The sequence below is a fragment of the Cupriavidus sp. GW822-FHT03E04 genome (assembly GCF_058801495.1).
This window is the reverse complement of record NZ_JBXANI010000007.1, coordinates 204974-227366: the sequence shown is the minus strand read 5'-3', so window position 1 is coordinate 227366 and position 22393 is coordinate 204974. Positions and strand designations below refer to the sequence as shown.

The 22393-nt window shown below is 67.2% G+C and carries 14 protein-coding genes and 1 pseudogene; 13 read left to right on the top strand and 2 right to left on the bottom strand.

All coding sequences use genetic code 11. The features are described 5' to 3' along the window. Positions 1 to 696: 696 nt before the first annotated feature. The 10 genes from AC1RQC_RS12000 (at position 697) to AC1RQC_RS11955 (ending at position 18929) form a co-directional block, all read left to right on the top strand. On the top strand, positions 697 to 3564 hold the full coding sequence (locus AC1RQC_RS12000) for a bifunctional glycoside hydrolase/polysaccharide deacetylase family protein (protein ID WP_492370554.1): 2868 nt from the start codon (positions 697 to 699) through the stop codon (positions 3562 to 3564). Further along, the gene (locus AC1RQC_RS11995) at positions 3527 to 7753 is read left to right on the top strand and encodes a tetratricopeptide repeat protein (RefSeq protein ID WP_492883453.1); all 4227 of its coding nucleotides are present in this window, start codon (positions 3527 to 3529) and stop codon (positions 7751 to 7753) included. Before AC1RQC_RS12000 ends, AC1RQC_RS11995 begins: the two co-directional genes overlap by 38 nt. 59 nt (positions 7754 to 7812) lie before the next feature. Continuing rightward, the gene (locus tag AC1RQC_RS11990; protein ID WP_492883451.1) at positions 7813 to 8370 is read left to right on the top strand and encodes a penicillin-binding protein activator LpoB; all 558 of its coding nucleotides are present in this window, start codon (positions 7813 to 7815) and stop codon (positions 8368 to 8370) included. 13 nt (positions 8371 to 8383) lie between these two features. After that, positions 8384 to 9829 carry a PelD GGDEF domain-containing protein gene (locus AC1RQC_RS11985; RefSeq protein WP_492370552.1) on the top strand — a complete coding sequence of 482 codons (1446 nt, stop codon included), beginning with the start codon at positions 8384 to 8386 and terminating at the stop codon, positions 9827 to 9829. After that, positions 9822 to 10808, top strand: coding sequence for a tetratricopeptide repeat protein (locus AC1RQC_RS11980; RefSeq protein WP_492808308.1), 987 nt, complete (start codon positions 9822 to 9824; stop codon positions 10806 to 10808). The genes AC1RQC_RS11985 and AC1RQC_RS11980 overlap by 8 nt, the downstream gene beginning before the upstream one ends. Beyond that, positions 10805 to 12406 (top strand): GT4 family glycosyltransferase PelF, encoded by a 1602-nt coding sequence (gene pelF / locus AC1RQC_RS11975; RefSeq protein ID WP_492883449.1) that lies wholly within the window; start codon positions 10805 to 10807, stop codon positions 12404 to 12406. The genes AC1RQC_RS11980 and pelF overlap by 4 nt, the downstream gene beginning before the upstream one ends. 1 nt (position 12407) lies before the next feature. Then, on the top strand, positions 12408 to 13778 hold the full coding sequence (gene pelG, locus AC1RQC_RS11970) for an exopolysaccharide Pel transporter PelG (RefSeq protein ID WP_492370549.1): 1371 nt from the start codon (positions 12408 to 12410) through the stop codon (positions 13776 to 13778). Between the two features lie 202 nt (positions 13779 to 13980). Continuing rightward, the gene (locus AC1RQC_RS11965) at positions 13981 to 14736 is read left to right on the top strand and encodes a response regulator transcription factor (protein WP_492826036.1); all 756 of its coding nucleotides are present in this window, start codon (positions 13981 to 13983) and stop codon (positions 14734 to 14736) included. Between the two features lie 4 nt (positions 14737 to 14740). Then, positions 14741 to 16483, top strand: coding sequence for a FecR domain-containing protein (locus AC1RQC_RS11960; protein WP_492883447.1), 1743 nt, complete (start codon positions 14741 to 14743; stop codon positions 16481 to 16483). Positions 16484 to 16535: 52 nt separating this feature from the next. Further along, positions 16536 to 18929, top strand: a complete 2394-nt coding sequence (locus AC1RQC_RS11955; protein ID WP_492883524.1) for a CHASE2 domain-containing protein — start codon at positions 16536 to 16538, stop codon at positions 18927 to 18929. A gap of 15 nt (positions 18930 to 18944) precedes the next feature. Here AC1RQC_RS11955 and AC1RQC_RS11950 read toward each other — a convergent pair whose 3' ends face one another. Next, on the bottom strand, positions 18945 to 19157 hold the full coding sequence (locus AC1RQC_RS11950; RefSeq protein WP_492883445.1) for a hypothetical protein: 213 nt from the start codon (positions 19155 to 19157) through the stop codon (positions 18945 to 18947). Between the two features lie 229 nt (positions 19158 to 19386). On the opposite strand from AC1RQC_RS11950, the gene AC1RQC_RS11945 reads away from it, so the two are divergent. Further along, a complete protein-coding gene (locus tag AC1RQC_RS11945) occupies positions 19387 to 20364 on the top strand; it encodes a helix-turn-helix domain-containing protein (RefSeq protein ID WP_492883443.1) in 978 nt (325 codons plus the stop codon). A 140-nt stretch (positions 20365 to 20504) separates the two neighbouring features. Here AC1RQC_RS11945 and AC1RQC_RS11940 read toward each other — a convergent pair. After that, positions 20505 to 20741, bottom strand: a pseudogene (locus AC1RQC_RS11940) (GPW/gp25 family protein); the annotation flags it as partial. 71 nt (positions 20742 to 20812) lie between these two features. Here AC1RQC_RS11940 and AC1RQC_RS11935 point away from each other — a divergent pair. Together AC1RQC_RS11935 and AC1RQC_RS11930 are read left to right on the top strand one after the other, a co-directional pair. Then, on the top strand, positions 20813 to 21082 hold the full coding sequence (locus AC1RQC_RS11935; protein WP_492883441.1) for a type VI secretion lipoprotein TssJ: 270 nt from the start codon (positions 20813 to 20815) through the stop codon (positions 21080 to 21082). Between the two features lie 108 nt (positions 21083 to 21190). Beyond that, entirely contained in the window at positions 21191 to 22372 is a 1182-nt protein-coding gene (locus AC1RQC_RS11930) for an XAC2610-related protein (protein ID WP_492883439.1), read from the top strand. The last annotated feature ends 21 nt before the right edge of the window (positions 22373 to 22393 follow it).

Below are 22393 nucleotides of genomic sequence, written 5' to 3'. Positions count from 1 at the left end.
CCGTATTCGCGGCGCGTGACAATTGTTGACATTGGCCTCAAAGCGCGTGATCTACCATTCGCTTCGCTTGCTGCGCTGGTCGCCACGGACCGTTGTATTCCGGCCCAAGCTATCGTGTGATTCCCTATTTTCGTCACCTCAGAGCACAACAGCGTCGAGTTTGCGCCACGTACTGTGATACTTTGTCGATCCGGAAAACTACAAAAATGCAGAAAGTACCGAGACAGCAATCAGCTTGCCAGGCACCAAAACCCCTTGCGCGACCGGATCCGGCGGCTTCCGTTTCAGCGCGCCTTCGCAGCGTTCGAAACCCGGGAATTGGCGCTAGCCAGCCTCTGTGACACTGGCATGCATTTGCACTAGTGCATATTCCCTAGTCCTAAATGCTTATATGCACAATTAAGCGCATGCCTCAGAATTCTCGCCCGTAGTGCTTGAATAAGCACTTTTAGTTTGGCCTGCAGGGGACTGCCTGAGAGATCGGGCAGCGCAGGTAGAAGTGGATGGGATCAGCCATACCCGGAATGCATCGTCTGGTGGCATCAAGCGCGACCAGCATGTTGGCAGCAAGCCAAGCGAGCTCTTTCGGGACTATAAAAATATGAAGAAAATAGGGGTCAGCAAGTGATTCTGTTGGGATTGGACGGTGTCACGCGCCGCGTGGCAGGCCTGCGTCAAGCAAGCCGGGGCGCGCCGATGACAAGAGCCTGGCTTGGCGCACTGCTGGCCGTGTTTGCATCCTGGCTGTGCCCGGCGCAGGCACAGGCACTGGCAACCACCGGCTCTCGCGCCCCGAACATCGTCTTCCACTACGGCAGCAAGCCGCCGGTGGACGCTCTGCAGGCGTTCGATGTCGCCGTGGTCGAGCCCGACAGCGGCTTCGATCCGCGCACCGCCACCACGCCCAATACGCAATGGTTCTCCTACGTCAGCATTGGCGAGGTCGCACCGTCGCGCGCCTACCTGAAAGACATTCCCAAGGCCTGGCTGATCGGCAATAACGACGCCTGGGGCGCTCGCGTGGTCGACCAGGCCGCCGAGGGCTGGCCCGCCTTCTACGTGGAAAAGGTCATCGCCCCACTGTGGCAGCGCGGCTATCGCGGCTTTTTCCTCGACACGCTCGACTCCTACCAGCTCAAAGCCAAGACGGATGCCGAGCGCGCCCGCCAGGAAGCTGGCATGGTGGCGGTGATCCGCGCCATCAAGGCACGCTATCCCGAGGCCAAGCTGATCTTCAACCGCGGCTTCGAGATCCTGCCGCAGGTCAACCAGCTGGCGTACGCGGTCGCGTTTGAATCGCTGTACCGCGGCTGGGACCAAGGCGGCAAGCGTTACACCGAAGTGAGCGAAGCGGATCGCAACTGGCTGCTCGGCCAGGCCCGAACGATCCGCGAGCAGTACCACCTGCCGGTGATCTCGATCGATTACTGCCCGCCCGCCGACCGCAAGTGCGCGCGCGACACCGCCGCGCAGATCCGCGCGCTCGGCATCATCCCTTACGTGGCTGACCCCGGTTTGCAGACGGTTGGGATCGGCAACATTGAGGTGATGCCGCGCCGGGTGCTGGTGGTGCAGGACCGCGAGCCGGGCGTATCGATCGACGACTCCGCGGGCGTGCGCTTCGTCTCCATGCCGCTGAACTACCTGGGCTATCGCGTGGACTTCGCCGAAGCCAGCCAGCCGCTGCCGGAGATCGGCCCGGACCGCTACGCTGGCGTGGTGATCTGGATGGCTGGCAACGTGCGCGACCAGCCCGGGCGTTTCTTCAGCTGGGTGCAGCGCAATATCGACCAGGGCGTGCCGGTGGTGTTCCTGAACGATTTCGGCGCGCGCATGAACGCAGCGCTGGCATCGAGCCTGCAGCTCAATTCGGTCAAGGGCAAGATCGGCGTCAAGGCGGACGTAGTGTCGAAGGACCCGATGATGGGCTTCGAGATGCCTGTGGCGCCGGACCGCACGCAGGCAGCGCCGGTTCAGGTGGGCAATGGCCCGGGCTTTCGCTCCCTGCTGCGCCTGAATTCAGGCACGCTGACCTACGACGCTGCCGCGATCACTCCCTGGGGCGGCTACGTGCTCGGGCCTTACGCGGTGCGGCAAAGCGCCAACGACCAGGACCGCTGGGTGGTGCAGCCGTTGTCCTTCCTGCGCGAAGCGCTGCGCCTGCCGGCCATGCCGGTGCCGGATGTCACGACCGAAAACGGACGTCGCCTGCTGACCGTGCACGTGGACGGCGACGGCTTTGCCTCCCGTGCCGAGATTCCCGGCGGCGGTTATTCCGGTGAAGTCCTGTTTCGCGAGATATGGGACCGCTATCGCCTGCCGATGACGATGTCGATCATCCAGGGCGAAGTGGCCAGCGACGGCATGTATCCCAAGCTGACCGCGCAGCTCGAGCCGATCGCCCGCAAGATTTTCGCGCAGCCCTATGTCGAGGTGGCGAGCCACACCTTCTCGCATCCCTTCGAGTGGGGCCGCACGGTGCCCGGCGGCACGCACTCGGAGAACGCCACCGAAGGCGACGACGACTTTCACCTGGCGATTCCCGGCTACACGATGGACCTCAAGCGCGAGATCGGCGGCTCGATCGACTATATCAACCGTACCCTGGCGCCCCCTGGCAAGCCGGTCAGCATGCTGCTGTGGTCGGGCGACTGCCAGCCGCCCGCCGAGGCCATCAAGCTGACCGACCAGGCCGGCGTGCTCAACATGAACGGCGGCGATACGCTGATCACGCGCAGCAACCCGACCTGGACCGCGATCTCGCCCATCGGCGTGAACAAGGCCGACGGCACGTTCCAGATCTTCGCGCCAAACCAGAACGAGAACGTCTACACGAATCTCTGGCATGGCCCGTACTACGGCTTCGAACGCGTGATCGAAACGTTTGAGCTAACCGACCGGCCGTACCGCTTCAAGTCGGTCAACATCTACTATCACAACTACTCCGGCACCAAGGCGGCTTCGCTCAAGGCGTTGCGCAAGGTCTATGACTACGTGCTGAGCCAGCCGCTGATGCCGGTGCATGCCACTGACTACGTGCGCAAGGTGATCGACTGGCAAGGCATGGCGGTGGCCCGCGAGCTGGGCGGCGACGCCACGCAGCCAGCCGCCTGGATCGTGCGCGGCGACGCCAACCTGCGCAACGTGCGCTGGACCGGCGCGGACGTGCCCGACGTGGCGAACTCGCAAGGCGTCACCGGCACCTCGCCGGCGCCCGGCGGCGGCGTCTACGTGCACCTGGCCGATGGTGCCTCGCGCATCGTGATGCGCGCCCCGAGCGCAGCCAATGCCGCGGCTCCCTCCGGCCCCGAGATCGCCGAGGCCAGTGGCTTCGTGCGCAACTGGCAGCGCACCGGCCAGGGCAGCGCGCAGCGCATCCGTTTTGACTTCAGCGGCTACTTCAAGCCATTCTTCCGCCTCGCAGGCGCGGACCGTTGCCGGATTGCCATCGATGGCAAGCCGGTGCAGGGCGTGCAGGAGCGCGGCACGCTGCGTTTCGATACCACTCCCGTTCCCAATCCCAACAATGCCAAGCAAAGCGTCGAAATCACCTGCGCCGCCTGAGCGCGAGCGGCTCCTGCCGCCAGCGTTCGTGCTGACCTTCACCGCCATGGTGGGGATCGGCCTGGCGTTGATGTTCCCGCGCGAAACCTTGCGCGAACGCCTGCTGGGCGATGGCCGGGCAGTGGACGGCCTCAGCATGGCCTACCTGGAAGCCTGGTGGCGGGCCACGCCCGGCGACAGCGGCTTCGCGGCGGTGCTGGCCGAGCAATATGCGCGCACGGGCCGGCTGGATGAGGCAGAGGCCATGCTGTCCCGGCTGGAGGCGCGCTATGCGGCCAGTTCCGCGGCCAGCCCGCAAGGGCCGGTGCGCAACGCTGAGGCCAATGCCGCCGACGCCGAGCTGCCCAGCCAGATCCTGCGTACCCGCATCGAGATCGCGCAGCAGCGCGCGTTCGCGGCGTTGCCGAACACCCCCGAGCGCGAGCACTACGTTGAAAAGCTCGGCGGCCTGCTCGACCAGGCGGTGACCATGAGGTGGGACCGCGCCGACCTGGAAGAGCTGGCCACCACCGCGCGCTCGATCAACGCGCTCAAGCCGGCACAGGTGTTCTACCAGGCGCTGGCCAAGAGCGACCCTGCCCGCGCGGCGCTGTGGAACGCGCAGGCTGCGTCGGCGGCGCTCGCGGGCGGCGACTACCAGCAGGCGGCCGACGCGCTGTTTGCCGCGCAGTCCCGTGCCACCGATCCGGCCGAGCAGCGCCGCCTCTACCTGGCCGCGCTCAAGACGCTGCAGTCCGGCAACGAGCTCGACAAGGCGCTGGCCCAGGCCGAGCAGCACGGCGGCAAGCTGCTGGAGAACGCCGAAGTCCTGCGTTACCTGACCAAGCTGGCGCTGGCCGCCAACCGCCCCGAGCAGGCCGCGCGCTATGTGCAGCGGCTGCTGCGCCTGCCGCCGAGCTTGCAGCCCGTGCCCGAAGGCGCCTCGCTGCAACGCGCCGAAGTGCGCCGCGTGGCGGCCACCCAGCCATGGGCCGCACGGGGTGTGATCTTCCTTGATGGCCTGCGTGGCCTGGCCTTGCGCCGCGCCATGGGCGACGCCGCGATGCCGCACCTGCGCCGCGTGGCGGATACCTCAGGCGCCGGCACGTCCGCTTCCGCGGCGGCGGGCCAAGCCCGCGCTGCCTCTGCAGCTTCGGCAGCACCAGCACCAGCAGCAGCCCCTGCCGGCGCCCCTACCGGCGCACCCACCGCGGCCGAGCGTGGCTTCAATGCCGACGACTACGAACTCGCGTTCCAGGTCTTCCTGGCCGCCGGCAAGCTCGACGACGCCCAGCGCGTTGCCGAGACCGCGGTGCGGCGCCAGCCCGGCGCGGCGCGCTGGCGCGAACGCCTGGCCCAGGTCGCCGAGTGGAATCGCCAGCCCACGGTAGCGCTCAAGAGCTGGCTGGAATATGCCCAGGCCAGCAATGACGAGACCGCCTGGAAGGCCGTGCTGCGCCTGGCACCCGGCCTGAACGACGACCGCGCCTACCTGGCCGCGCTGCGCCACCGCGCCGGCACGGGCGATCTCGCTACCGTCGACCAGGTGGTCGCCACCTACGAACGGCTGGGCGAGCCCGAGCAAGGCCTGGCCTTCCTGCAAAGCCTGAGCCACGGCCCGAACGCGCGCCCGATCATGGAGCGCCAGGCGGAGCTGGCCGAGCGCGCCGGCAAGGATGCCCGCGCCTTCGAGCTTTACACCGAATTGCAGCAGCGCTTTGGCCCGCGCCCGCAATACGCGCTCAAGCAAGCCAACCTGCTCTATGTGCGCGGCAAGCTGGCCGAAGCCCTGCAGGCCATGGTGCCGTCCATGCGCACCGCGCGTTCCACCGACATCGAATTCTGGCGCACGCTGACCGAGCTGGCGCGCCTGAACCAGCGCAGCGACCTGCTCGAGCAAGGCTACCGGCAATTGATGCTGGCCATGGCCGAGTCGCATGACGACCACTGCATGGCCATGCCCCCCGGCGCCGGCCGCAACGACTGCCTGGCCGAAGTGCGCGATACCGAGGAATCGGATTTCTCGAACCTGATGGATTTCTACGACAGCTCGCCCATCGATGCCGGGCGCATCGCCGAAGCCAGCTGGCGCAAGGGCGGCAAGCTCGTGTCGCTTGAGCTCGCCATCAATTACTACACCCGCGCGCGCGCCTACGGCCGCGTCGCCACGCTGCTGCAAGGCATGACCCCTGCCCAGCTGAAGCAGGCCGAGCAATCCAGCCGCTTCCTGGCCATGCGCGCCGAGTACCAGCGCGCCCGTGGCGAGCGCGAACTGGCCCTGGCCGACCTGCGCCGTGCCGCCGGCATGCCCGACGCCGGCAGCGAGACGCTGGCCGCGCTGATGTGGGCGCTGGTCGATCTCGGCTCGGATACCGAAGTGCGCGCCATGATGCTGCGCCTGAAGGGCGAGGCCGAGGGCAACCCGGACTTGTGGGGTGCCTTTGCCGCCGGCAGCATGCGCTTCCAGGACGGCCGCGCCGCGCTGCATTACCTGCGCAAGATGGCCGACGGCAAGAACGCCGATCCGCTCTGGCTGGGTCTTGCCGCCGATGCCTACGACGCCATCGGCCAGACCAGCACCGGGTGGCGCCTGCGCCGCCAGGCCTGGGTCGACCTGCACAAGGACCAGTCCGCGGCCGGGCGCCGCGCCTCGGATCCCCGCAGCGTGGATCCGGCCGCCGAGGAGGAGGACGCGCAGGGCGGCCCCGCCCCGGCCGAGCTGCGCCGCCAGACCGTGGCGCTCGGGCAGATCTTTGCCTCGGGCGATGTGTCCCAGCGCCTGGTGATCGAGATGCTGCGCGCTGACCGCACCGTGATGGCCGGCACCAATGCCGCGAACTGGACCGGTCCCACCAATCCGGCGTCGCGGCTGGGCGAGATTCCCGGCCTGCCGGCGCTCGATCCCAAGACGCCGCCGGGCGTGGCGCAACGCGAGGCGCGCCAGCAGGCCGTGGTCTCGTCCGCTTCCAAGGAAGTGGCGCTGGCCTGGGCCCTGTCGAACGAATCCAACGAACTGGCGCGTGCCTGGCTGGCCCGCCAATATGCCCGCCAGTTGCTGCGCCCGGCGTATGCCGAGATCACGCTGGCGCTGGCCAACCAGGACCTGGCCGCGCTCGACCGCGTGCTGGAGCGCCAGGCTGGCCGCATTCCGGTGGACAACCAGATCGAAGCCAACGTGCAGCTCGACCGGCTCGGTGCCGCGCAGACGCTGGCCTACGAAACCCAGGAGACCACCCGTACCGACGACAGCCTGCAGGAAACCCTGCAGGACACGCTGCTGTTCAACGCGCAAGCCATCGAGCCACGCGTGACGTACCAGCGCCAGAGCCCGCTGAGCTATTTCGACTACAGCCTGGCTGGCGGCGTGCGCCTGTGGGATGGCTACGACCTTAACCTGCGCGGTGCCTGGCGCACCCAGCGCAGCGTGGACCAGACCCAGCTCACCGGCGTGCCTTCGTCCGACAAGCGCGGCGAGCTGTCGCTCGGCTACCGCGACCAGCACCTGCGCTGGCGCCTCGGCGTGGGCCGGCGCGACGGCCTGGATAGCGTGACCACCGCGCGCTTCACCGGCGAGTGGCGCGAGAGCAGCCGCTTGAGCTTCACCACGCTGGCCGGCATCAACCAGAGCGCCGACGAATCGGCGGCGCTGCGGGTCGGCGGCGTCAAGGATGTGCTCGGCCTGGGTGCGACCTACAACTTCAGCCTGCGCGAATTTGCCGGCGCTCGCATCGAGTACGACCGCTTCCGCGGCCAGGACGGCTCGCAGCTGGGCCACGGCCTGGTGTACGACCTGGAACTGGGCTACCGCATCCGTACCGCGTACCCGGACTACACGGTGCGCCTGGTGGGCACCCATGCCACCTACAACGCGCGCGGCGGCACGCTCGGCAACAAGCTGGCCACGCTGGTGCCTGCCGACGACGAAGCCACGCCGGGGTTCTACATGCCCCAGGGCTTTACCCAGGCCGGCGTGACATTCGGCTTCGGCACCGAGCTGATCGACGACTACACGCACAAGTGGCGGCCGTTTGCCGAAATCGGCCTGCTGCACGACACCCGCGCCGGGCAGAACTTCCGGGCGCAACTGGGCGTGGCCGGCAAGGTGTTAGGCAACGATCACCTGTCCATGTATGTGCAGCACGAAACCGCGGCGCGCAATGGCGGCACGCCGCTGACCGAAGTGGGTGTTCGGTACAGATGGCTTTTTTAATCCGGGCAGGCACGCGGGCGTGCCGGTTCACTGTATGCAATCGAGAAGGGGAGAGAGTCATGGAAACAACTAGCACGAAGCAGAACCGCGCAGCACGACTGCTGGGCTGGTGCGGTGCGCTGGGCGCAGCGCTGTGGCTGGCCGGATGCGCGGTGACCGATATTGGTCGCGCGCCCGCGCTGCCGGCCGGTGAGTCGGTGGCGATACTGCCGATCGTCAACTACACCGAGACGCCGCAGGCAGGCCTGCGCGCCGAGGCGATCGCGGAAAGCCTGCTGAAGACCGGCGGCATTGCCAACGTCAAGCGCTATCCCGCCAACCTGAACCCGGAAACGCTGTTCGAGCCCGCCGAGCGCGAGTCGGTGGGCAAGGCGCTGGAGTGGGCACGTACGCAGAAGATGCGCTACGCCCTCACCGGCGCGGTGCAGGAATGGCGCTACAAGGTGGGCGTGGATGGCGAGCCGGCCGTGGGCATCTCGCTGCAACTGCTGGACGTGAGCACGGGCGAAGCCATCTGGTCCGCCACCGGCAGCGACAGTGGCTGGAGCCGCGAGTCGCTGTCGGGCACCGCGCAAAAGTTGCTGCGCCGCCTGCTGGCGCCGCTGCGCCAGGGTTGAACTGCAGGAGAGCATGATCGTGGCCAATACAGCCGACAAGATTCGGGAAGGACAGGGCATTGGCGCGGGCGGCCGCTATTTGCGGTTGCTTGCGCCCGCCACGAGCGGACCGGTCTCTGCGGTCGAGCTGGTGGTGACGATGGCGCTGGCGATGGGGCTGGGATACCTGCTCCTGCCCAACAACCCCCTGCTGCTGGGACTGGGCTTTCCCTGGGCATGGCTGCTGCCGGTCATCCTGGCGCTGCGCTATGGCACGTTGATTGGCGTGGGCAGCGTGCTGATGATGCTGGGCGGCTGGTTCTTCTTCCACCAGATCGGTGCGCAGCCGGGTGAGTTCCCGCGCCTGTTCTTCCTGGGCGGGCTGCTCATGGTGCTGGTTGCCGGGCAGTTCGGCGATGTCTGGGGCACGAGGCTGGCGCGCGCGCGCGCCGTCAACCGCTACCTGGAAGAGCGCCTTGCGGCCCTGACCAAGAACCACTACCTGCTGCGCGTGTCGCATGCGCGGCTGGAGAACGACCTGCTGGCCAAGCCCACCACGCTACGCGACACGCTGTCGCAAATGCGGGCGGTGACGCTGGAAGATGCCGCACCGGGTGGCGTGCTGGTGGGCGCGCGCCCCATGCTGCAAGTGGTGGCGCAGGCGTGCCAGCTCGAAGCGGCCGCGCTCTACGCTGTCGATGGCGAGACGGTATCCTCCACGGCGTCGGCGCAGATCGGCCCGGCATTCGAGTTCGATCCCGACGATGTGCTGGTGCGCCACTGCCTGGAGACGCGCCAGCTGGCGCACCTGCAGGCCGACGGATTGTCGCGCCAGTCGCCGGACTATCCGCAGACCCGCTACGTAGCGGTGGCGCCGGTGCTGTCCGGGGCCGACAAGCTGGTGGGCCTGCTGGTGGTCGAGCGCATGCCGTTCCTGTCGCTCAGCTACGAGAACCTCCAGTTGCTGATGGTGCTGATGGGCTATTACGCCGATGGCGTCGAGCACGCCGTGTCCACGCGCGCCATCGCTGCCGCGATTCCCGGCTGCCCTTACGACTTCTCGCTGGACTACGCCCGCCTGTCGCGCCTGCGCCGCGACAGCGGCATCGACAGCACGATCGTGGCGCTGGTGTTCGATCTCGACGAATCGCGCGATGCGCTGTTCGACCAGGTCATCCGCAGCCGCCGCGCGCTCGACGTGGCCTGGCCGCTGACCAGCGCGCACCAGCGTGCCCTGCTTACCTTGATGCCGCTGTCGGGCAACGAGGCGGCCTCGGCCTACCTGGTGCGTATCGAAGACATGCTGCGGGCCCAGTTCGGTACCGATTTCGAAGCGGCGCGCATTGGCGTGCATACGCTGGCCGTGCCTGCCAACGCGCCGGTGGAGCCGTTGATCCGCCTGCTGCATCGCTGCCATGTGGATGTTCAGCCGGCGCCGGTACCGGTGCCGGTGGCACTAGGCGAGGTTGGCCGTGGGTAAGCTCGGCATCGGCGGCATCGCCGCGCAAATCGCCGCCCTGGCGCTGCTGGCCCGCGCCGGGAACAGCACCGCGCTGCTGCTGACCTTCCTGATGATGCAGGGGCTCGCCGCGGCGATGATCGCGATGGTGCTGTGGCGCCTGCTGCCCCGGCGCTTTCGCGTGCCGTTCGCGTGGAGCTATGGCTACCTCTTCGTATTCTGCTTCCTGGTGCCGCTGGCCGGCGGCATGATCTGCGTCGGCAGCCTGCTGATCGCGCGCTTCTTTCCGGGGCGCCGTCCCACGGCCGGCATCGGCCTGGTCGGGCTGCCGGTGTTCGTCACCCACCTGATCTCGCGCGTGACCCACGGCGGCGGCGCGCGCTTGCGCGCCCAGTTGGGCAACACGCGCGCGCCGTTGCCCGAGCGCATGACCGCGCTGGTGGCCATGCAGTCGATGCCGGCGCGCACCTCCAGCCCGGTGCTGCGCGACCTGCTGGCCGACAGCGCCGACGACGTGCGCCTGCTGGCCTACGGCATGCTGGACGGCGCGGAGAAGCAACTGACGCAGAAGATCCTTCTCGAGCTGCCGCGCCTGGAAGCCGCGCAGGACGATCGCGAGCGCGGCGAGATCAACAAGCGCCTGGCCGACCTGTACTGGGAATTGATCTACCAGAACCTGGTGCAAGGCGACGTCTATCGCTACACCGCCGACCAGGTGGAGCGCCATGCGCGCGCCGCGCTGGAGGTTGACGCCGACCAGGCCGGCTTGTGGTACATGCGTGGCCGCCTGGCCCTGACCCGCGACGAGCCCGCGCAAGCGCGCGGGTGGCTGCAGCGGGCCGAGGCGCTTGGTTTTGCGCGCGAGCGCACGCTGCCGCTGCTGGCCGAAGCCGCCTATCTGGAGCGCGACTACGCCGCCGTGCGCGCCATCTTGCTGTCATTCGACAGCCCATCGCCGCTGCCATTGGTACGGCCCCTGCTGCGTTACTGGCAATCATGAGCGATACCCCTTTGCCCCGCGCCGACTCCGCCGATGTGGCCCTGCTGCTAGAGGGCACCTTTCCGTATGTGAGCGGTGGGGTGTCGAGCTGGGTCAACCAGATGATCCGGGCGTTTCCGGACGTCCGCTTCGCCATCGTCTTCATCGGCAGCCGCCGCGAAGATTACGGCGACATGGTCTACGCGCTGCCCGACAACGTCGTGCACCTGGAAACGCATTTTCTCTACGATTTCCCGCCGCCTCCGCTGGTGCATGGCAGCGACGGCGATCCCGTCACCTTCGCCGCCTCGGCGCAGTTGCACGAGGTGCTGCGCCAGCCTGGCCGCGAGCAGGAAGCCGGCGAGCTGATCCGCGAGCTGATGCCCGAGTTGACCGATGGCGGCAGCCTGTCGGAAGACGCGTTCCTCTACAGCCGCAACGCGTGGCGGACCATCACCGAGCAGTACCGCCAGTACTGCACGGACCCGTCCTTCACCGATTACTTCTGGACCGTGCGCATCATGCATAAGCCCCTGTGGCAGCTCGCGCGCATTGCCGAGGGGCTGATCCCGGCCAAGGTCTACCACACGGTGTCCACCGGCTATGCCGGTTTCCTCGGCGCCATGCTGCACTACCGCACGGGACGCCCCTTGCTGGTGTCCGAGCACGGCATCTATACCAAGGAACGCAAGATCGACCTGTTCCAGAGCCAGTGGATCCGCGACAACCGCAACGTGTTCGAGCGCGACATCTCGCAGATCAGCTATTTCCGCGAGCTGTGGGTGCGCTTCTTTGAAACGCTGGGCCGCGTCTGCTACGACGCCGGCGACACCATCGTCGCGCTCTACGAAGGCAACCGCCTGCGCCAGGTTACGGACGGTGCCCGCGCCGAGCGGACCCGCAATATTCCCAACGGCATCAACCTGCCACGGCTGGCCGCGCTGCGCGCGCAGCGCGCACCCGGCGTGCCGCCGGTGCTGTGCCTGATCGGCCGCGTGGTGCCGATCAAGGATATCAAGACCTTTATCCGTGCCATGCTGACCGTGGTGCGGCATTACCCCGATGCCCAAGGCTGGATCGCCGGTCCGGAGGACGAAGATCCGGAATACGCACGGGAATGCCGCAGCCTGGCCGAAAGCCTGGGCCTTGCCGACAAGGTGAAGTTCCTGGGCTTCCAGCGCATCGATGAACTGCTGCCCAAGGTGGGCGTGCTGGTGCTCAGCTCCATCAGCGAGGCATTGCCGCTGGTGGTGCTGGAAGGCTTTGCCGCCGGCGTGCCGTGCGTGACCACCGATGTCGGCTCGTGCCGGCAACTGATCTTCGGCCTGCCCGGCGAGGATGCGGCGCTGGGCGCGGCGGGCGACGTGGTGCGCATCGCCGACCCGGCCGCGCTGGCCGAGAAGGCGATCGGCCTGCTGGGCTCGCCCGACGCATGGCATGCCGCGCAGCAGGCCGGCATCCGGCGCGTGGAGCGGTATTACACGCAGGAGATGATGGTGGGTAGCTACCGTGACCTGTACACGCGCCTGATGGCGCAGCCACGGGTGGAATCGTCCGCCGGCGGATCCCCCGCCAGGGCGGCGCAGGCCGCGGGCTGCCCCATGAAGGGAGGTCGCTGAGATGGCGGGGATTGGATTCGAACTTCGCAAGATGTTGCGGCGGGACAACCTGTCGGGCATGCTCGGCGCGTACGCCTATGCGGGCATCATCAGCTCCGGGCCTTGGGTCCTGTCGATCGTCGGCATCTTGCTGATCGGTGTGCTCAGCCTGCCGTTCGTGGTGCCGGGCAGCCTGGTGACGCAGTTCCAGGTCTCGGTGACCTACCTGATTGCGGTCAGCCTGATCCTGACCGGGCCGATGCAGCTGGCCTTTACCCGCTTTACGTCGGACCGCCTGTTCGAGAAGCGCGATGGCCTGGTGCTGTCGAACTACCACGCGGTGGCCCTGCTGGTCACCGCGCTCGCGGGCACCATCGGCATCGGCTGCGCGCTCTTTGCGTTCCCGGCGCAGTCGGTGCTGTATCGGTTGTTGATGACCGCGGGCTTCGTGGTCATGAGCAATATCTGGATCGCGGTGATTTTCCTCACGGGCATGAAGCAGTACAAGGCCATCGTCTGGACCTTCCTGCTGGGCTATACGCTGACGGTGGTGGCGGCGCTGGCGCTGCGCAACTATGGCCTGGAGGGCCTGCTGCTGGGGTTTGTTGCCGGCCAGCTGTGCTTGCTGACAGCCATGGTGGTACTCATTTACCGCAACTACACCAGCCAGCGGTTCATTTCGTTCGAGGTGTTCCAGCGGCGCTATGCCTATCCGAGCCTGATGCTGATCGGGCTGCTGTACAACCTTGGCATCTGGCTCGACAAGTTCATGTTCTGGTACTCGCCGTCCACGGGGCAGCAAGTCATCGGGCCGCTGCACGCGTCGATCATCTACGACATCCCGGTGTTCCTGGCCTACCTGGCAATCATCCCGGGCATGGCGGTGTTCCTGGTGCGCATCGAGACCGACTTCGTCGAGTACTACGACGCCTTCTACAACGCCGTGCGCGGCGGCAGCTCGCTCGAGCATATCGAGGATATGCGCAACACCATGGTGCAGACGATCCGCCTGGGACTGTACGAGATCGTCAAGGTGCAGGCCATTGCGGCGCTGGTGCTGTTTGTCCTGGGCAGGTTCGTGTTGGCGGCGCTCGGCATTTCGGAGCTCTACCTGCCGCTCCTGTATGTGGACGTGATCGGCGCCAGCCTGCAGGTGGTGCTGCTGGGGGTGCTCAATATCTACTTCTACCTGGACCGCCGGCGTGAAGTGCTGCTGCTCAGCGGCTTGTTTGTGATCCTCAACCTGGTGTTCACTGCCGTGACCCTGCAACTGGGGCCGGCCTGGTATGGCTACGGATTCGCGGTATCATTGCTGATCGTCGTGGCCCTGGCGATCTACCTGCTGGACCGCAAGCTGGACCGCCTCGAGTACGAAACCTACATGCTGCAGTAAAGGCGCGCGCGCCGGCTTTTGCGCCGGCGCGCTGCAATACCCTCCCGCACCGTCCTTGGCGCGGCGACGCCGGATTCTGTACCATTCCCCTTTTGCGTACCTGGCGCCCGGCCTGCCCGGGTTATTGCGCGTTGCCTTTGCGGCGGCGCAGGAAGCGCGCGGTGGCATCTGGAAGAGAAGACGTGGCAAGCAAGAGGTAAGTATGAGAATCGCTTCGGTGGAAGACGACAAGAGCCAGTCCGAGCTGATCCAGCAGATCCTGGTCTCGGCCGGCCATGAGTGCGAGTGCTTCGCCAGTGGCAGCACGTTCCTGCGGGCCCTGCGCGAGCAAGCGTTCGACCTGCTGGTGGTGGACTGGCAACTGCCCGATACCAGCGGGCTTGAGGTGGTGACCTGGGTGCGCCAGAACTCCGGCCGCAATCCCCCCATCCTGTTCCTGACCAGCCGCTCACAGGAAGAGGACATTGTCGCCGGGCTGGGCGCGGGCGCCGACGACTACATGATCAAGCCGATCCGCCGCGCCGAGCTGGTGGCGCGCGTATCCGCGTTGCTGCGCCGCACGTATCCGCAGGCGCAGCAGGACAGCGCGCTGATCCGGGCGGGCAACTACGCTGTCGATCCGCAGGCGCGCACCGTGACCTGCGGCGAGAGCCGGGTGGACGTGTCGCCGCGCGAGTTCGACCTGGCGTTGTTCCTGTTCCGCAACCTGGGGCGCCTAGTGTCGCGCGAGGTGGTCGAGCAAGCCGTGTGGGGCCGCGCCATCGGAATCGGCTCGCGCACGCTCGATACCCATATCTCGCGGCTGCGGATCAAGCTGGCATTGCGGCCCGAGAATGGTGTGCGCCTGACTTCCGTGTATGCGCACGGTTACCGGTTCGAAGCCGCGGGCGACGGGGATATGCAGGGCCAGCAGGATTCGCAGGATTCGCAGGATCTGCAGGACAAGAAGGAAGACTGAGTTTATGAAGCGGTTCGACATGGCGGCAGGCAGGAAGGCAGGCGTTGGAGCGCACTCGCGCGCGGCATGCACGAGGGGCGCGAGGGGTGCGATGGGTGTGGCCGGCACGATCGGCATGGCCGGATTGGTTGGCGTGCTGGGTGCCGCATGGTCCGCCAGCGCTGTGGCGCAGGCTGCAGGCGCCGAGGGCGCCAACTTCATCTACCAGGTGCGCCCGGGCGACACGCTGATTGGCGTGGCGGACCGCTTCATGGCCAATCCCGCCGGCTGGCGCGAACTGCAGGCACTGAACAAGGTGGCCGATCCTTACCGGCTGCCGCCCGGCATGCGCCTGCGCATCCCGCTGGCGCGCATCCCGGTGACCGAAGGCACCGCCCGCGTGGTCTTCGTAACGGGGCAGGCGAGCGCCGATGGCCGCACGTTGCAGGCTGGCATGGAGCTGCGCGAAGGCGCCCGCATCGAGACTGGCGCCGGCGGCACCGTCACCATGGAACTGGGTGACGGCTCACGCGTGACGTTGCCGCCGGTGACAGCCGTGGAAGTCAAGCGGCTGCGCGCGTTTGCCCGCACGGGCCTGACCGATGCCGTGATCGGCATCGGCCAGGGCGAGGTGGAGTCCCGCGTGGCGCCGCGCGGCACCGGCGTAGGGCGGTTCGAGATCCGGACCCCGTCGCTGGTGACCGGTGTGCGCGGCACGCGCTTTCGCGTGGGCACCGAGGACGGCGCCAGCCAGAGCGCCGTGCTCGAAGGCCAGGTGCAGGCCCGCTCGCGCCGCGGCCAGCAAGCGGTGGTGCATGCCGGCTACGGCGTCAGCGCATCGGCCACGGGCGCCCTGACGCGGCCCGCCGCGCTGCTGCCGGCGCCGGCGCTGGTGCCGCTGCCCCAGCCGCTGCTGGCAAGCCATGCCACCGTGAGCTGGGGGCCGGTTGCACGGGCCGCCAGCTACCGCGTGGTGGTCTCGCGCGATGCAGCCCAGACGGAGTTGCTGTCCTCCCAGGCCGTAGGCGGCACGCAGGCCGCGCTGCAAGACCTGCCCGAGGGCGAGCTCTACGTGGGCGTGAGCGCGCTCGATGCCCGGCACATTGGTGGCGCGGGCGCGGTGATGCCGTTGGTGGTGCGCTTGAATCCGCCCGCGCCCTTTACGCTGGCGCCCGAGCGCGATGGCACCGCCTACGGCGAGACGCCGATGTTCACCTGGGCCGAAGTCGCAACCGCGGCGCAATATGAATTCGAAGTGGCGGCCAATGCGGATTTCACGCAAGGCCTCATGCAAGTGCGCGGTGCGGCGCCCTCGGCCAGCCAGGCGCTTGCGCCCGGCCGCTGGTGGTGGCGTGTGCGCTCGGTTGACGCCGGCGGGCAGCCGGGCCCCTGGAGTGAACCGGTGGCGTTCGCGCTCGAGCCGGCACCGCCGCAGCCGCGCCTGGAGGACGATGGCGGCGACGCCTTGCGGCTCGCATGGCCGGCCGCCGGCGCAGCCAGCGCCAATGGCGCGGCGCAAGCCTACCGCGTGCAGATGGCATCCGACGCCGCCTTTACGCAGATCGTGGCCGACGTCAGCACCGAGACCAATGCGGCCCGCCTGCCGCGGCCCGGCAGCGGCACGTATTTTGTGCGGGTGGCTCGCCAGGACGCGGCCCGCGAGCCGCATTTCTCAGCGCCCCAGCGCATCGAGGTGGTGCAGTACATCCGCGATTCGCAGGGCCAGCCCGTGAGCGCCGGCTCACGCTGGCTCAATCGTGCCAACTAGCCTGGCGCAATTCGCCGCGCGCGCTCGCTCGTTGCGCCGGGTGCCCGGACGCATGATGGCCGGCTACCAGCGCCGTACGCTGGTCGAATGGGGCCTGTTGACGGCCGCCGTGCTGGCGCTGGTGGCGGCGTGCGCCGTGCTGGGTTGGAGCGAACGCGCCGACAAGGCGGTCTACGACCTGTCGGTCGCGGCCCAGCATCACGCGCCCAGCGACGAGATCGTGATCGTCGCTATCGACGACCCCAGCATCTCCGCCATTGGCCGCTGGCCCTGGCGCCGCTGGGTGCTGGCCGACCTGATCGATCGCATTGCCGCCGACGCGCCGCGCGTGATCGGGGTTGACGTGATTCTCTCCGAGCCGGACGCCTTGCATCCCGAGGACGACCGCGCGCTGGCAGGCAGCATGGCGCGCGCCGGCAACGTCGTGCTGCCCGCGCTGGCCGAAGCGGGGCGGGGCGGCTTGCTGGTGCGCTATCCGCTGACGGGCCTGGGCAGCGAGGTGGGGCACATCAATATCGCGGTGGACCTCGACGGCATTGCCCGCCAAGTGTTCCTGCAGGAAGGGCTGCCGGGCCGCCAGCTCAACCATTTCTCGGCTGCGATGGTCGGCTTCGGCAAGCCGCCGCGGCCGGTGTCCGCCTACCGTCACGACGGTCCCGCGGATGACAGCGGCGCCGACGGCTGGACCCGGGACTACCGGTTGCGCATTCCGTTTGCCGGGCCACCGGGGACGTTCCGGCAGGTCTCGGTACTCGACGTGCTGGGCGGCACGTTGCCGCGCGACTTCTTCCGCGGCAAATCCGTGCTGGTAGGCGCCACGGCGAGCGGGCTGGGCGACGTGTTCCCCACGCCGGTATCGCGCAACGGCCATGGCATGAGCGGCGTGGAAATCATCGCCAACACCATGCAGACGCTGCAGCGCGACACGGCCATCGTCACCCTGCCGGCGCCCTGGTTCTGGCTGTGCACGTTGCTGCCGGTGTTGCTGGCGAGCCTGGCCTCGCTGATGCTGACGCCGCGCAACGCGCTGTTGGTCACGGTGGTGCTGCTGGCCGGCACGCTGGCCGCCAGCCTGCTGCTGGTCGTGTTTGGCCACTTCTGGTTCGCGCCGGCCAGCGCCGTGCTGGGTTGCAGCCTGCTCTATCCGCTGTGGAGCTGGCGGCGCCAGGAAGCGGCGCTGCAGTTCCTCACCGACGAGCTCGCACAGCTCGAGCAAGAGCCCGGCCTGCTGGCCATGCCTGCAGGCGAGGGCGAGTCGGGCCGCAATTCGGGCCGCAATTCGGGCCGCAATTCGGGCCGCAAATCGGGCCGCAACCTCGATACCCGCATGCGTGCGGTCTACCGCATGACCACGCGCCTGCGGGACTTGCGGCAATTCCTGGCGGACGGGCTCGAAGGCTTGCCCGAAGCCACCGTGATCTGCGACCCCGGCGGCCGCGTGCTGCTGGCCAATCGGCGCGGCCTGCTGCTGGCGCCGCGCACGCTCGGGTCGCTGGGCGACATGAACGCACCGCGCCCCGGCATTCGCGAACTGATCAACGAAGTATTCGTCCAGCCCAAGGCCGGGCTGGACTATTGGGACCAGTTGCGCAGCGTCTATGCCGAGGGCGAGGCCGACGCCGCGCACCCGGTGCAGGCACCGCCCGGGGTGGAGCTCGAAGCGCGCGACGAACACCCGATGCTGCTGCGCGGCGCGCCGCTGCGCAGCGACACCGGCGGTGTCGCCGGCCTGATCGTCAGCGTCATCGATATCACCCAGGTGCGCATGGCAGAGCGGCGCCGCGAGGAGTCCCTGCGCTTCATCTCGCACGACATGCGGTCCCCACAGTCCTCCATCCTTGCCCTGATCGACCTGCAGAACGAGCCTGGCCGGGCGCTGCCGGAGGCAGCCCTGCTGGCCCGCATCGGCGAGCATGCCAACCGCACGCTGGACCTCGCGGACGACTTTATCCGGCTGGCCCGTGCGGAAGCGACGCACCTCAACTTCATCGAGGTCGACCTGGCCGGCGTGGTGCTGGATGCCACCGACGAGCTATGGGCGTTGGCCAGCGCCGCACGGATCGAACTGAAGGTGGAAGTCGACGTGGAAGAGGAGCGGTCGCAACTCCTGGCCGAGCCGGTGCTGCTGGTGCGGGCGATTGCCAACCTGGTGAGCAATGCCATCAAGTTCAGTCCGCCGCAAACGACCGTGACGGTGCGCCTGTATCGCGTGCCGCAGGGGCTGGCGATCGATGTGGCGGACCAGGGCCGGGGCATCGCCGAGGAAGACCAGGGCCGCCTGTTCCAGCCCTTCGCGCGCCTGCGCGACACCGAGCAGGATGCGCCCGCCGGCAGCGGGCTGGGGCTGGTGTTCGTCAAGACCGTGGTGGAGCGTCATGGCGGAGAAATCAAGCTGACCAGCGCCGCGGGTGCCGGCGCCACCTTCACGATCTTCCTGCCCTGCTGATCCGCTCGCTGGCGCTCAGCGTGATGCGCGCGTGGCCGCTGGTTGTCCAGCGTGACCTGCTGTGGTGACGGTGGCCGTGGCGCGGCTGTCCATCTGGCGGACCTTGCGCGCCGCGCGCTGCTCGTTGTCGTCCTGCAGCGTCACGCATAGCACGGTGATGAGCGCGAACGCCACCATGCAAAGCGCGACGTAGCCCAGCAACCTGTACCGTTCGGATCGCGATCCCATATCTAAGCCTGCAATGAATAGCGCAGCATTCTATGGCGAGGCCGCGTCGGCTACTGTCAACAAATGCAAGGACGCTCACCCAAGGTCCGCCGGACCTGCTGCGCCGCGCATCGACGCTGGTCAGGCCTGGCGATACAATCAGCGCGCAGTGCCTGCACAAGAGCCCTTGCGCGCCGGGCCACGCCCACCCGCCGCCGATGGTGTCAATCGCCCCAACAGGCTGCCACCGATGCATAGCAACACCGAGCCCCTCGACACAGGCGCCAGCGGGCGCCCGGTACGCCACTTGGTCGTCACCGAGGCCGCCATGGCGGCAGCGGGCCTGGACGGCTGGCAGCAACGCTACCAGCAGCTCACGCCCGGGCATTTTCTTGCGCAAGTGCAGCAGGCTACCTATGGCGACGTCCACGTCTTCCGCGAACGCACCAACCAGGCGTTGCTGGAGGAAGGCGAGGCACGGCGCGGCTATCTTTCCATCGCCTTGCCCCACCGCGAGTGTGCCGATGGCTGGTTCTCCGGCTACCGGATGAGCGGCGACACCGTGCTGCGCGCCGGCAACGGCCAGCCGCTGGCCATGCGCACCCCGCCGTCGCTGGACCTGCTCGGCGTGACGTTGCCGCTGCCCGCGCTGCAACGCGTGATGGAGCGCGAGGGGGTTCCGGAGCTGATCGCGCGCTTGCAGCCGGCCACGGAGGTGAGGCGCGCCGCGTCCGAGGATTTCCGGGCGGCGATGCTGGCCGTGCTGGCTGCGTCAGCCATGCAGAGCGAAGTATTCAACCAGCGCTTTGTCGAGAGCGCCATGCGCGATGCGTTGCTGATGGCGGTGGTGTCCACGCTGACCCATGACATTGGGGATGCCCTGCTGCCTACGCCGCCTGCGCGGCGGCGGTTGGTCGCACAGGCGTATGAGATGGTGCGCGCTGCGCCCGAGGCACCCTGGAGTGTTCTGGCTCTGTGTGACCGGCTTGGGGTTTCAAGGCGCACGCTGCAATACAGCTTCAATGAAGTGACCGGGTTGGCGCCGCTGGAGTTTGTTCGGGCCTTGCGGATGAATGGGGTGAGGCAGGCGTTGGGTGGACGGCAGGCGCAGGAGCCGGTGGGCGTGGTGGCGGCACGGTGGGGGTTTAACCATCTGCCGCGGTTTGCTGCGCAGTATCGGGCGTTTTTTGGGGAGTTGCCGTCAGAGACCGCGGGCAGGGGGAGGTGAGTCGTTGAAGGGGTTGAGGGAGCCGGATCTGGATCTGGATCTGGGACTGGAACCGCACGATGCCATCGGTTGTGGCGCGATTGCCTCTGACGGCCGTCATGTTCGTGGCCAGGATTCCATGACAGGCCGCTATGCCTCGGTCACTCACGGTCACGTTCGGCTTTCAGCAGCTTGAGGCGCGTCTGCCCATCGGGCGTGAAGTGGGTGCCGAATCGCACCAGCCCGGCCTGATGCAGCTGACAACTCATGGTAAAGCTGAGCAACATGCCCGGTTCGGTTTCTTCGATCGTGATGTCGATGGATTTCAGCCTCGGCTCATAGCGCAGCAGCGTCGTTTCGAACCATTCAGCCGCGAGACGGTGTGGGCTTCTTGGTATTCGGACAGGTTGATGGTGACAAGTGAACGCTCGCCGCCGAACATCAGGTCATCCTGCGCCCCGATGCGAGCGTGAGCCTGAGCGAGCCGATGCATGCCGAGGCGGAGTATGTCGGGGTCATCGCGCTCTTCCGCAGTCCCGGCAAGGATACGGTCTGGAAGCTGGTGGTGCCGAAGAAACAGTGGAAGAAGACCGATCCGGTGAGGATCGAGGTGCGAGGCAGCACGCTGGAGCTGGCGGGGGCCAGCTTTGACGGTCCTGGCGCCGTGGATGGCGCTGTCATTGTGCGTTTCGCCAGCACGCTCCGCAATAGTGAGTACGTTGCACCACATGTAAGTTAAGCTGCGGCTTGCATTCCTGCAATTTCCTGACATATCGCTGTGCTACTCCCCATTCGCTATAAGGCCACTTCTGCCGCTTCCGCCGCTCTGGCCCTTGCTCTCGCGTGCATGCATTCGGCTTTCGCGACTGACTTCCTGGCGCCAGGCATTTATCGTGTCGAGCCAGACTCCTATCTGAGCCCGCCCAACAGAGTGCCGGAAGCCGAGACAAGCCGCTTCAAGGAGCGTTTCGAGCACGCCCTGCCCAAGTCGGCGGATATCACCTATGCGGTGGTGTCGCACGAACCCGGTTCGGGCGGCAACAGGGTGCACTTTCTTGTAGACAAGGACTACAGAAACTACAGGACCGACGTGAACTCCGCGAACAAGCTATGCGTGGCCTACGCCTTTCCGGGCTGGAACGACTACTCGGCATCCCAGCCGTTCTGCCGAACCAACATCAGTAACGAGTCTGAGGCACTGCTGAAACAGCGGACGGCGGCGGCGTTCACCGTGACCTGGCAGCCCAGGAAGACGTACCTGAGCACCGAGACCATTCGGCCGCAACGCAAGCCAACGGCCGACGAGGTCGGCGCTTGCGCGCTTGGCGTATGCAGCCCCGAGGCGTATGGCAAGGGGGTCAACCATTATGAGATGGCTTACTACGCGGATCGCTTTGCCCTCGACAGGGTCCGGCCTTACCAGACAATCTTGTATCTCACCAAGGCGGTGCCACTGTTTGCCCGAGCCGATCGTGAGACGATCCTGACCCGTCTCGACGCGGGGACTTATGTTCCTGTCCTCTCCACGGATGCGCAATGGTACGAAATCGAGCGCGTCGGGCGGGACGGCTCGATCACCCACGGCTGGGTCGACCGGGACGATGCTGTCGCGGTGAATTGGGTTGCGCAACGCGCCAGAACGCGCAATTTCCTGTTTCGCGTCGCATTTATCGAAGGCGAGCTCACATCCGACTCTCCGCACGCGGTCGCCATTGAAATCATCGATCGGAAATCCAGCGTTCGTACTCAGGTCATTCGTGACTTCGATTCCGATCCCGGCTTTGCGGCGCCCGCGGACGCCTTGCGCGTGGTCGACGCCAATTTCGACGGCCATCCGGACATTGCGATTTTTGGCATGTCGGGAGGTGCCGGGCCGAACAGCACCGAGAATTTCTTCTTGTTCGACGCCGCCCGGCGACGGTTCGTTTTTGATGAGACCTTGTCGGGACTGTCGCAGATCGTCACCGACTCCCGCTCGCGCAATGGGAAGCTGAATTACCAGACACGACGAACAAAGCCGGAGCGCTGATACAGCAGAGGCGGCGTGGCG

Coding starts and splice junctions, on each gene's coding strand:
- AC1RQC_RS12000 (WP_492370554.1), top strand. CDS start 697: ATGACAAGAGCCTGGCTTGGCGCACTGCTGGCCGTGTTTGCATCCTGG.
- AC1RQC_RS11995 (WP_492883453.1), top strand. CDS start 3,527: ATGCCAAGCAAAGCGTCGAAATCACCTGCGCCGCCTGAGCGCGAGCGG.
- AC1RQC_RS11990 (WP_492883451.1), top strand. CDS start 7,813: ATGGAAACAACTAGCACGAAGCAGAACCGCGCAGCACGACTGCTGGGC.
- AC1RQC_RS11985 (WP_492370552.1), top strand. CDS start 8,384: ATGATCGTGGCCAATACAGCCGACAAGATTCGGGAAGGACAGGGCATT.
- pelF (WP_492883449.1), top strand. CDS start 10,805: ATGAGCGATACCCCTTTGCCCCGCGCCGACTCCGCCGATGTGGCCCTG.
- pelG (WP_492370549.1), top strand. CDS start 12,408: ATGGCGGGGATTGGATTCGAACTTCGCAAGATGTTGCGGCGGGACAAC.
- AC1RQC_RS11965 (WP_492826036.1), top strand. CDS start 13,981: ATGAGAATCGCTTCGGTGGAAGACGACAAGAGCCAGTCCGAGCTGATC.
- AC1RQC_RS11960 (WP_492883447.1), top strand. CDS start 14,741: ATGAAGCGGTTCGACATGGCGGCAGGCAGGAAGGCAGGCGTTGGAGCG.
- AC1RQC_RS11955 (WP_492883524.1), top strand. CDS start 16,536: ATGATGGCCGGCTACCAGCGCCGTACGCTGGTCGAATGGGGCCTGTTG.
- AC1RQC_RS11950 (WP_492883445.1), bottom strand. CDS start 19,157: ATGGGATCGCGATCCGAACGGTACAGGTTGCTGGGCTACGTCGCGCTT.
- AC1RQC_RS11945 (WP_492883443.1), top strand. CDS start 19,387: ATGCATAGCAACACCGAGCCCCTCGACACAGGCGCCAGCGGGCGCCCG.
- AC1RQC_RS11930 (WP_492883439.1), top strand. CDS start 21,191: ATGCATTCGGCTTTCGCGACTGACTTCCTGGCGCCAGGCATTTATCGT.